This window comes from Streptomyces sp. SID12501, assembly GCF_010550245.1.
Taxonomy (GTDB): domain Bacteria; phylum Actinomycetota; class Actinomycetes; order Streptomycetales; family Streptomycetaceae; genus Streptomyces.
In genome coordinates this window covers 106,198-116,191 of sequence record NZ_JAAGLU010000035.1, presented here as the reverse complement: position 1 = coordinate 116,191, position 9,994 = coordinate 106,198, and the positions used below count along the sequence as shown (strand labels likewise).

Sequence of the window (9,994 nt, the reverse complement as noted above, 5' to 3'; positions counted from 1 at the left end):
CGCGACAGGAGCCGCGGGGCTCTCGGCCACGGCGGGCTTGGGAGCCGGCGGCCGCGGGGCAGCCGGACGGGCCGACTGCGCCGGGGAGGGCGCGCCGGGCTTGGGAGCAGCCTTGCGCGGGGCGCCGGGCTTGGCGCTCCCGCCCTGGAAGGCGTCTGTCAACTTGCGTACTACTGGCGCCTCGATCGTCGAGGATGCCGATCGGACGAATTCACCGAGTTCCTGGAGCTTGGCCATGACAGCCTTGCTCTCCACCCCGAACTCCTTGGCGAGTTCGTATACCCGGACCTTAGCCACTTCGCTCCTTTTAGGTCCGGGTTGCGGCCGGACCGTCGCTACTTCATGGGCGTACTCATCGCGTGCTCATCGAGTGCTCATCGCAATCTCGACCTACTTCCAACTCGCGGGGGTACCAGAGCCGCACGGGGTTCCGTGCGACGCGTTCTACGGTGTTTCCTGCTCGACGTACCGGCGCAACGCCACCACGTCGAGCGCTCCCTGGACACGGAGTGCCCGCGGGAATGCACGGCGGCGGACCGCCAGGTCGGGGCAGACCAGGGCGGGATGCGTGTAAGCACCCCGGCCGGGCAGCGTACCGCGATGATCGGGGACGCATTCACCCTCGACCGCCACGATGCGCAGCAGTTCCTTCTTGGCCGCTCGCTCCCGACACCCCACACAGGTGCGTTCAGGGCATGCGCGGGCACGCGTCCGGCCAGACACCGCTAAGTCTACCTCCCCGTAGCGACCTCACCCCTTTGGGGTAAGAATCGAACGGCTGTTGTCGTGATCTCAGCCACCTGCGGCTGGGATCTATTCCCCCGCTAGTCCCGGGGCTGGCGAGCGGGCCGCTCGGACGGCCGTTCGGACGGCCTCTCGGAGGACCCCTCGGACGGCTGCTCGGTGTCCGGGCGGATGTCGATCCGCCAGCCGGTCAGCCGGGCCGCGAGCCGGGCGTTCTGGCCCTCCTTGCCGATCGCCAGCGACAGCTGGTAGTCGGGGACCGTCACGCGCGCGGAACGGGCGGCGAGGTCGACGACCTCCACCTTGTTCACGCGGGCCGGGGAGAGCGCGTTCGCCACCATGTCGGCCGGGTCGTCCGACCAGTCGACGATGTCGATCTTCTCGCCGTTCAGCTCGGCCATGACGCTGCGCACCCGGCTGCCCATGGGGCCGATGCAGGCCCCCTTGGCGTTCAGGCCGCTGCGCGTCGACCGCACGGCGATCTTCGTGCGGTGGCCGGCCTCACGCGCGATGGCCGCGATCTCGACGGAACCGTCGGCGATCTCGGGCACCTCCAGCGCGAAGAGCTTCTTCACCAGGTTGGGGTGCGTGCGCGAGAGGGTGACGGACGGACCGCGCATGCCCTTCGCCACGCGTACGACGTACGACCGCAGCCGCAGCCCGTGCGTGTAGGTCTCCCCGGGGACCTGCTCCTGCACCGGCAGGATGGCCTCCAGCTTGCCGATGTCCACGAGCACGTTCTTCGGGTCGCGGCCCTGCTGGACGACACCGGTGACGATGTCGCCCTCGCGGCCCGCGTACTCGCCGAGCGTCGCGTCGTCCTCGGCGTCCCGCAGGCGCTGCAGGATGACCTGCTTGGCGGTGGTGGCGGCGATCCGGCCGAAGTCCGACGGGGTGTCGTCGAACTCGCGCGCCTCCTGCCCCTCCTCCAGCTCCTGGGGGTCCTCCTTCGCCCACACGGTCACATGACCGGTCTCCCGGTCGAGCTTCACGCGCGCGTGGCGGCGGCTTCCCTCGGTGCGGTGGTATGCGATGAGGAGGGCCGACTCGATCGCCTCGACCAGCAGGTCGAAGGAGATCTCCTTCTCCCGCACCAAGCCCCGCAGGGCACTCATGTCGATGTCCACGGCTACGCCTCCTCCTCTTCCGTCAAGTCCTGCTCGTCAAATTCGTCTTGCTTGTCTTGCTTTTCTTTGCGGTTGAACTCGACCTGGACGCGGGCCTTGTCGATGTCGGCGAAGGCGAGTCGGCGGGCGGTGGCCTTCCGGCCCTTCACGCCCGGCACTTCGAGGTCCATGCCCTCGTCGTCCACGGTCAGGATTCTGCCGACCACTTCACCGGCGCCCTCGGTGAGCTGGAACCTCACCAGTCGCTCGACGGCGCGTACGTAGTGCCGGTGCTCGGTGAGTTCGCGCTCGGCGCCGGGGGTGCCGACCTCCAGGGTGTACTCCCCCGGGCCCATCGCGTCCGTCTCGTCGAGCTTCGCCGAGAGCGCGCGGCTCACATCGGCGATCGCGTCCAGATCGGCGCCGTCATCGGAATCGACGACGACCCGCAGCACTCTCTTGCGCCCGACGGGCTCCACTGCGATCTCTTCGAGATCGAGACCCTGCGAGCTGACGAGCGGCTCCAGGAGCTCTCGAAGCCTCTCGCTCTGGGTGGTGCTCATCCGGGTGACTCCTCGGCCGCGTGTGCTGTTGTGGGTGGATCGCGTGTCAGGTCAAAGGGTATCCGGTCCCAGGGGGTGTTGCCGTCCACCGGTACGCCGCCCGCTGCCCGGCGGCGCCGGTGGCGGGCGGCGGGCCGGGGCGCGGGTACGGTGATCGCGGGCGTGCTGCCCTTCCCTGGTGTCCCGTTCGTACGAGCCCTCCGAGGACGTCTGCCGTGCCGTTCCCCCCACCGTCGCGTACTCCGCTGGGAGCCCCTCCGGGTCCGCGCCGAAGGACCCTGCTCGCCTCGGCCGCGGGCGCCGCCCTTCTCGTGGGCTGCACCCCCGAGCCCGACACGACGGCCACGAGCGCCGGCAGCCCGTCGGTCGCCGAGCGGACACGCGCGCGTGCGGCACGCGACAGCACGGAGCTCGTACAGCAGTACGACACGGCGATCGCCGCGTTTCCGGTACTGGCGGAGCGGCTGTCGGGGCTGCGGGCGGAGGTCGTACGGCACGCGGAGTCGTTCGGAGGCGGCGAGCCGACGCCCACTCCTACCCCTACCCCTACCCCTACGCATACGGCCTCCTCGGCATCCGCGTCGCCTTCGGCTTCCGCGGCGCCGGCGAACGAGCGGGACGCCCTCGCCGGGCTCGCCGCCGCCGAACGGACCCTGGCGGACCGGCGTACGAAGGCGCTCCTCGATGTGCCGGGTGAGCTGGCGCGGCTGCTGGCCTCGGTGGCGGCTGCCGGGGCCGCGCATGTCTATCTGCTGACGGAGGGCACGAAGTGACCGGTACCGCGGCGGAGAAGGACACTGCCGAGCTGACCGCCCTCCAGGCCGCCCTGGGCGCCGAGCACGCGGCGGTGTACGGGTACGGAGTCGTCGGCGGGCTGATCGGCGAGGCCCGCCGGAGCGAGGCGCGGGCCGCGTACGACGCCCACCGGGCCCGGCGCGACGAGCTGGCGCGGGCGGTACGGGACCTCGGGGGCACGCCGGTGGCGGCGGCGGCCGGGTACGCCCTGCCGTTCCCCGTGTCGGACTCGGAGGCCGCCGTCCGCCTCGCGGCCGAGCTCGAGGAGAGGGTCGCCGGGGTGTACTCCGACCTGGTCCGGGCAACCGGGGGCGAGCGGCGCCGGACAGGCGCCGAGGGGCTGAGGGAGGCCGCGGTGCGTGCGGTCCGGTGGCGGGGCGGGAGCGTACCCTTCCCTGGTCTTGCCGAGCGGTCCGGCTCCGCGTCGGCACCGGCCACGGCGTCGGCGACACCCACGGCGTAGCCCGTCCCGCATCCCGCGTACCGGAAGGAAACGACTCGCGCATGGCTTTCGAACCGCCGCCCCGTCTGGTGAGGGCGCTCGGCGAGCCGGCACCGGACGGTGACGACTGGCTGGCGCGGCTGCCCGTGGCGGCTCAACAAGCCGTGGATCTACGCGTGTTGACCGTGGAACGGGTACAGGTTCCGGGCGGTCGCAGCAGCCTGGTGGTGCTGGTGCGGCGGGCCGACGGCACGCCCGCCGTCCTGAAGCTCGCGCCACGCAGGGCCCGGCCGGAGAGTGAGCGGGTGGCGCTGGCGCACTGGGGCGGGGCGGGTGCGGTGCAGTTGCTGGAACCGTCCACCGGCTCGACAACCTCCGGCGGCTCCGCCGACGAGGGTGTCTTGATGCTGGAGCGACTGCATCCGGATGTGTCGGTGCGGTCACTGCCCGAGGCGAAGGCCCTGCTGGAGGCGGCGGGAACGCTGCGGCGGCTGTGGGTCGAGCCGCCCGCGGGCTCGGCAGGCGTGTTCGAGACGGTGGCCTCACGGACCGGTCGGCAGGCCGAGACGATGTCGGCGAGCGCCGGTGCGGATGCCGAGGTGGCGGCACTGGTCGAGGCAGCGCTCGCCGCGCGCGAGGAGTTGCTGGTCGCGCCGCCCGAGGCACGGTTGCTGCACGGTACGTTCCGGCAGAGCAAGGTGCTGGCCGCGGAGCGGGTGCCCTGGCTGGCTGTGGGGCCGGATCCGTTGGTCGGTGAGTGCGCGTTCGATTTGGCGCGGCTGGTTCGGGACCGGGTGGAAGACCTGATCGCGTCGTCGTCGGGGGCGGCGATCACCCGACGGCGGGTGAAGCGGCTCGCCGAGTCGCTGGATGTGGATCAGGAGCGGTTGCGGGGGTGGACGTTGTTCAGGGCTGTGGAGTCGGGTGTGCGGGCACTGCGCGTGGGGCGGCCCAGGGATGCGGAGTTGTTGCTGGAGTTCGCTGGGTGGCTTTGAGGTATTCGGTCTCGTTGTCGGCTGCGGGTGAGTCGTGGCTGGTCGCGCCCACGCGGCGGAGCCGCACATCGATACAGCCTCGCGCCCCTAAAAAGGCGCTTCACCTGGCCGCGAGTTTGAGGGCCAGTACGGGGCAGTCGGTCGCCGCTCTGCGGGCTCGTTTCACTGTGCGGGCGGGGATCGGGGTGCCGTCGACGAGTGGGTAGCCCCATTCGTCCAAGGTGATGTGTTCCGGGAGGAGTTCCGCGCACAGGCCGTGGCCCTTGCAGGACGTCCAGTCGATGTCGATCGTCGTCGTCTCGTGACTCTGCGGCATGTCAGCTCCTGTCGTTGGGGACGGGCAGCAGTGGGGTCGCGTCCGTCGCCGTGCAGTAGCCGGTCGCGTGGGCGTCGAGTTCGGTGGCGAAGGTGGTCAGGGCCGAGCGGACCAGGCGGACCGTGCCGTCGGGGTGGTGGCAGGCGCCGCGGCCCTCGACGAGGCCGGCCCAGCGGGCGACGTCCGCGCGGACCGTGCCCTGGGCACCGGGGGCGGCCAGGGTCTGGAACGCGGCGGCGATCCGGGGCAGGCCGTTGAGGCAGGGCCCGCACTGGCCTGCCGACTCCAGGGCCAAGTACCGCAGGACGCGGGCGGTTTCGGCGAGGCCGCAGTGGTCGGCGGGCAGTGCAGCGAGTACGCCTGCACCCAAATTGGCTGTGCTGAGCGGGAGTTGGGCTGCCTCGGAGGCCGGGATCCAGCTGCCGTGGTAGCCGCCGACGAGGACCGCACCCGTTGGACCCAGTGGCAGCAGTCTGCCGATCGGCATCCCGAACGGGGCCTCGACGACCCGTACTTCGCGCCCGGGCACATGCACCGTGCACAGCGCGCTGCCGGGTTCCGAGGGTGTCCCGGCGGCCCGGAACCAGTCGGCGCCGTAACGGGCGATCAGCGCGAGGTGGGCCAGGGTCTCGACGTTCTGCACGAGGGTCGGGGCCCCGCGCACTCCGCGTTCCCGCACCGGCGGGCGCTGGTGCTGCGGGAGGGCCGCGCCACCGGAGACGTACGAGGCGAGGGCGGAGGACTGGCCGGACAGGAACCGCCGGGGAACGCGGACGACCTTGACGGACAGCGGGTCGCGACGGCGTTCGGCGAGGGCTGCCTCCAGATAGCTCGCGCCCGCCTCCACGGCGAGGTACGCCTCCCCGGCACCGACCGCCTCGGCCGCCAACTGGAGCCCGTCCAGGACGAGATGGGGCGAGAGATGCAGCAGAGTCTTGTCCTTGCGGCTCGCGGGCTCCCCCTCCGCACCGTTGGCGACGACCACCGGGGCGCGGCCGGTCCGGCGTCCGGCGTCGGCCACGGAGACGAGTTTGCGGTACGTGGCGAAGGCGGCTCCGCCGCGGCCGGTGAGGCCCGACTCGGCGACGGACTGCAGGAGTTGGGGTGGACTGCCGTACGCGACGGGCCCGTAGCGCTGCTCGTGGGTGGTGAAGTCGGCCGGGGCGCCGCCGGGGGCCAGGAGGCGGGGCGACATGAGGACCTCGGTGTACGTGGCGGTCATGAGCGGGCCCCTTCGAGCGTGCGTTCCGGTGTGTGGAGCAGGGCTGCCGGGGTCCGGCGGGAGGCGCGTACGGCCTGAGCCGTGCGGATGCCGAAGGCGGCGAGTACGGCGGCGACGCAGGACACGGTCAGCCAGGTCATCCAGTCGGCGCCGGTGTCCGTCCCGATGCCGATGCCGTGGACGAGGGCGATCGGCCAGGAGACGTACGCGAGCCAGTGCACGGCACGCCAGGTGCGGTGGCCGAGGCGGGCCCGCAGAAGGCTGGTGACCAGTACCGCGAGCATCAGGTCGAGGGCGACCGTGCCGAGGCCCAGCCAGAGGGACTGGTAGTCGGAGACGAAGGGGACGAGGGCGTCGAGGGGTGTGATGTCGACGTAGCCGTCGATCACCGCGGCGGCTATGTGGAGCGCGAGGAAGGCGGTGGCGGAGAGGGAGAGGGTGCGGTGGAGGGTCACGGTGCCGAATCTGGGCAGGCCGGGGAGTCTGGCTCGCAGTCTCACCGCGATGCCCAGCAGCACGACGACAGTGAAGAGGACCAGGCATACGGCGCCGGTCGCGCGGTTGGCGTACCAGAGGGTCTCGGAGGTCACGTCGGCTCTCCTTCGGCCTGAACGGCCTCGCTCTCGTTCGCCGGGCAGATCGAAAGGGGCCAGCCCGGAGTAGTGAGTACCGTGCCGTCCCTTGTCACCAGCCGCGCCGGGAGGCCCAGCCCCGTCAGCCAGCGTTCCGCGCCCGTCCCCTTCACCAGGGCCGCCGTGGTCGCCGCGTTGGCGTCGGCGCAGTTGGCCGCCGCCACGGAGACCGTGCGCCAGGGGGTGCGGGCGGGGAGGCCGGTGTTCGGGTCGATGATGTGGTGGAGGGTGTGCTCGCCCCGGCGCCAGTGGCGGGCGGCCGTGCCGGAGGTGGCGAGGCCGCCGCTGTGGAGGCCGATCGTGGCGTACGGGCCCTGGGCGGGCGGCTCTTCCGTCGGGCCGGTGACGTCCTGGACGCGGATGCGCCAGCCGCCCGCCGGGGGCTCGCCCGCGACCGCCGTGTCGCCGCCGAGGCTCACCAGGACTCCGCACCCGGCGGTCCGGGCCAGCGTTCGCGCGGCCCGGTCGGCGGCCCAGGCCTTCGCGGTGGCGCCCAGGTCGAGGCGGATGCCGGACGGGACGGTGACCGTGCCGGTCGCGCGGTCCAGGTGTACCCGGCGCCAGCCGGGGACGCGGCGCACGGCGAGCCGTACCGGGCGGTCGTCCTCCTGGACGAGGGTGAAGTCACGGTCGTAGCCGAGCGCTTCCAGCGCCGAGCCAACGGTCGGGTCCACGGCTCCGTCGGTCGCCTCGGCCGCGCGCAGCGCCACCGCCAGGGCCTCGGCGAGCAGCGGGCTGACCCGGGTCGGGCGGCCGTCGCTGTCGTCCAGGGCGGAGAGTTCGGAGTCGGCACGGAAGCGGCTGCAGGTGGCGTCGACCTCTGCCAGATGGCGGGCCAGGAGCAGGTTGCAGGAGTCCAGCAGGGCCGGGTCGGTGGTGACGAGCCGGACGCTGGTACCGAGGGCACGCCAGTCGGCGGCAGCAGTGGGGCGGACGGCGGTGGTCATCACGACGCCCCCGAGGTGGAGTCGGCGGAGCCGCTGGAGCCGGAGGCGGTCAGGTCGTCCGAGGAGGACTGGAGGCCGGCGGACGAGGAGTCGGATGAGTCCGATGAGTCCGAGGACGCTGTATCCGTACTGGTGTCGGTACTCGTGCCGGTGTCCGTGCTGGTGTCCGTGCTGCTGCTCGAACTGGATGTCGAGTCCGAGGTACTGCTCGCGGTCGTCGTCGCGTCCGACTCCATCGTGCCGACGAGGGCGAACACCCCGGCCGCCGCGGCCAGCGAGACCGCCGCCGCCACGGCAGCCGTACGCCGCATCCCTCTGCGCACCGCCGCGGCGGCTCCCCGCTCCTGCTCCCTGACCGTCATGGCCGTTCCCCTCCATAGGATGTGACTCCGTGTCACGTCCTACGTTCGGGGAACGGCCTGAGAGAAGTCTGTGAGGCGCCCATACGCCTCCCGAGAACTCTCTGAGAGCGGGATTTAAATCACGCGCGTTGTCAGGCGGTGGCGGTCAGACGGGCGATGGCTTCCTCGACCGTCAGTTCCTCGCGCTCGCCCGTCCGGCGGTCCTTCAGTTCGAGGACGCCCTCGGCCGAACGGCGGCCCGCCACCAGGATCTTCGGTACGCCGATCAGCTCGGCGTCCGTGAACTTGACGCCCGGGGATACGCCGGCCCGGTCGTCGACCAGGACGCGGGCGCCGGCCGCGGCCAGCTTGTCGGAGACGTCGAGGGCCAGTTCGGTCTGGAGGGCCTTGCCGGCGGCGACGACGTGGACGTCGGCCGGGGCGATCTCCTTGGGCCAGCACAGGCCCTGCTCGTCGGCGTGCTGCTCGGCGAGGGCCGCGACCGCGCGGGAGACGCCGATGCCGTACGAGCCCATGGTCACGCGGACCGGCTTGCCCTGCTGGCCGAGGACGTCGAGGCCGAGGGCGTCGGCGTACTTGCGGCCGAGCTGGAAGATGTGGCCGATCTCGATGGCGCGGTCCAGCTTGAGGCCGGTGCCGCAGGCCGGGCAGGGGTCGCCTTCCTGGACGACCACGGAGTCGATGTACCCGTCGACCTCGAAGTCACGGCCGGCGACGACGTTCTTCGCGTGCAGGCCGGCCTTGTTGGCGCCGGTGATCCAGGCGGTGCCGGGGGCGATGCGCGGGTCGGCGAAGTAGCGGACCTTCTCCAGGCCCTGCGGGCCGACGTAACCACGTACGAGGTCGTCGCGGCCCGTGAAGTCCTCGGCCGTGACGAGTTCGACGACGGCGGGCGCGAAGTGCGCCTCGACCTTGCCCAGGTCGACCTCACGGTCGCCGGGGACGCCGATCGCGACGATCTCGCCGTCCACCTTGACCAGAAGGTTCTTGAGGGTGGCGGAGGCGGCGACCTCCAGGTACGCGGCAAGCGTCTCGATGGTCGGGGTGTCGGGGGTGGAGATCTCTTCGAGGGCGGGGACGGCCGACCCGTCCACCGGCTGGAGCGCGTACGTGATCGCCTCGGTGTTGGCTGCGTAGTCGCAGTTGGGGCAGTCGGCGAAGGTGTCCTCACCGGCGGCGGCCGGGGCGAGGAACTCCTCCGACTTGGAGCCGCCCATGGCGCCCGCGGTGGCGGCGCAGATGCGGTAGTCGAGGCCGAGACGCGCGAAGATCTTCTGGTACGCCTCGCGGTGCAGGGCGTACGACTTGGCCAGGCCCTCGTCCTCCGTGTCGAAGGAGTACGAGTCCTTCATCAGGAACTCGCGGCCACGCAGGATGCCGGCGCGCGGGCGGGCCTCGTCGCGGTACTTGTTCTGGATCTGGTAGAGGATCACCGGCAGGTCCTTGTAGGACGAGCACTGGTCCTTGACCAGGAGGGTGAAGATCTCCTCGTGGGTCGGGCCGAGGAGGTAGTCGCCGCCCTTGCGGTCATTGAGGCGGAACAGCTCGGGGCCGTACTCGTCCCAGCGGCCGGTCGCCTCGTACGGCTCCCTCGGCAGCAGGGCGGGGAGCGTGACCTCCTGGGCGCCGATGGCGTCCATCTCCTCGCGGACGACGCGCTCCACGTTGGCCAGAACCTTCTTGCCGAGCGGCAGCCAGGACCACAGACCGGCGGCGGTACGGCGCACATAACCGGCTCTGACCAGCAGCTTGTGGCTGAGCACCTCGGCGTCGGCCGGGTCGTCACGCAGTGTCTTGACCATCAAACGGGACATGCGCTGGACCTGGGCCTGGGCCATGATTCTCGACTCCTGCTGCTTAAGGGTGATGG

General features: G+C 71.7%; 13 protein-coding genes. 4 read left to right on the top strand and 9 right to left on the bottom strand.

Features of this window, described 5'->3' with window-relative positions:
* From G3I71_RS34575 to rimP, 4 genes are all read right to left on the bottom strand, one after another.
* Positions 1–297, bottom strand: a 297-nt coding sequence (locus G3I71_RS34575; protein WP_343243149.1) for a translation initiation factor IF-2 N-terminal domain-containing protein, incomplete at its 3' end; no start/stop codon positions are given.
* A 147-nt stretch (positions 298–444) separates the two neighbouring features.
* Entirely contained in the window at positions 445–723 is a 279-nt protein-coding gene (locus G3I71_RS34570) for a YlxR family RNase P modulator (RefSeq protein WP_164320982.1), read from the bottom strand.
* 101 nt (positions 724–824) lie between these two features.
* On the bottom strand, positions 825–1,871 hold the full coding sequence (gene nusA, locus G3I71_RS34565) for a transcription termination factor NusA (RefSeq protein WP_164320980.1): 1,047 nt from the start codon (positions 1,869–1,871) through the stop codon (positions 825–827).
* A gap of 2 nt (positions 1,872–1,873) precedes the next feature.
* Complete coding sequence (gene rimP / locus G3I71_RS34560) at positions 1,874–2,413, bottom strand: ribosome maturation factor RimP (RefSeq protein ID WP_164320978.1); 540 nt, start codon at positions 2,411–2,413, stop codon at positions 1,874–1,876.
* Between the two features lie 215 nt (positions 2,414–2,628).
* Here rimP and G3I71_RS34555 point away from each other — a divergent pair, with 215 nt between their 5' ends.
* From G3I71_RS34555 to G3I71_RS34545, 3 genes are read left to right on the top strand one after another with little or no spacing between them, the layout of a single operon-like run.
* On the top strand, positions 2,629–3,186 hold the full coding sequence (locus G3I71_RS34555; RefSeq protein ID WP_164320976.1) for a hypothetical protein: 558 nt from the start codon (positions 2,629–2,631) through the stop codon (positions 3,184–3,186).
* Positions 3,183–3,671, top strand: coding sequence for a ferritin-like domain-containing protein (locus G3I71_RS34550; protein WP_164320974.1), 489 nt, complete (start codon positions 3,183–3,185; stop codon positions 3,669–3,671). The genes G3I71_RS34555 and G3I71_RS34550 overlap by 4 nt, the downstream gene beginning before the upstream one ends.
* Positions 3,672–3,712: 41 nt before the next feature.
* Entirely contained in the window at positions 3,713–4,645 is a 933-nt protein-coding gene (locus G3I71_RS34545) for an aminoglycoside phosphotransferase family protein (protein WP_164320972.1), read from the top strand.
* A 100-nt stretch (positions 4,646–4,745) separates the two neighbouring features.
* Here the strand turns inward: G3I71_RS34545 and G3I71_RS34540 are convergent, their stop codons facing one another.
* From G3I71_RS34540 to G3I71_RS34525, 4 genes are read right to left on the bottom strand one after another with little or no spacing between them, the layout of a single operon-like run.
* On the bottom strand, positions 4,746–4,961 hold the full coding sequence (locus G3I71_RS34540; protein ID WP_164320971.1) for a ferredoxin: 216 nt from the start codon (positions 4,959–4,961) through the stop codon (positions 4,746–4,748).
* Between the two features lies 1 nt (position 4,962).
* The gene (locus tag G3I71_RS34535; RefSeq protein ID WP_164320969.1) at positions 4,963–6,183 is read right to left on the bottom strand and encodes an NADH-ubiquinone oxidoreductase-F iron-sulfur binding region domain-containing protein; all 1,221 of its coding nucleotides are present in this window, start codon (positions 6,181–6,183) and stop codon (positions 4,963–4,965) included.
* Positions 6,180–6,773 carry a ferric reductase-like transmembrane domain-containing protein gene (locus tag G3I71_RS34530; protein ID WP_164320967.1) on the bottom strand — a complete coding sequence of 198 codons (594 nt, stop codon included), beginning with the start codon at positions 6,771–6,773 and terminating at the stop codon, positions 6,180–6,182. The genes G3I71_RS34535 and G3I71_RS34530 overlap by 4 nt, the downstream gene beginning before the upstream one ends.
* A complete protein-coding gene (locus G3I71_RS34525; RefSeq protein ID WP_164320965.1) occupies positions 6,770–7,762 on the bottom strand; it encodes an FAD:protein FMN transferase in 993 nt (330 codons plus the stop codon). The genes G3I71_RS34530 and G3I71_RS34525 overlap by 4 nt, the downstream gene beginning before the upstream one ends.
* Before the next feature lie 15 nt (positions 7,763–7,777).
* Here G3I71_RS34525 and G3I71_RS34520 point away from each other — a divergent pair, with 15 nt between their 5' ends.
* The gene (locus G3I71_RS34520) at positions 7,778–8,149 is read left to right on the top strand and encodes a hypothetical protein (RefSeq protein WP_239149511.1); all 372 of its coding nucleotides are present in this window, start codon (positions 7,778–7,780) and stop codon (positions 8,147–8,149) included.
* Positions 8,150–8,255: 106 nt separating this feature from the next.
* On the opposite strand, the gene G3I71_RS34515 is transcribed toward G3I71_RS34520, so the two are convergent.
* The gene (locus G3I71_RS34515; RefSeq protein ID WP_164320963.1) at positions 8,256–9,962 is read right to left on the bottom strand and encodes a proline--tRNA ligase; all 1,707 of its coding nucleotides are present in this window, start codon (positions 9,960–9,962) and stop codon (positions 8,256–8,258) included.
* Between the last annotated feature and the right edge of the window lie 32 nt (positions 9,963–9,994).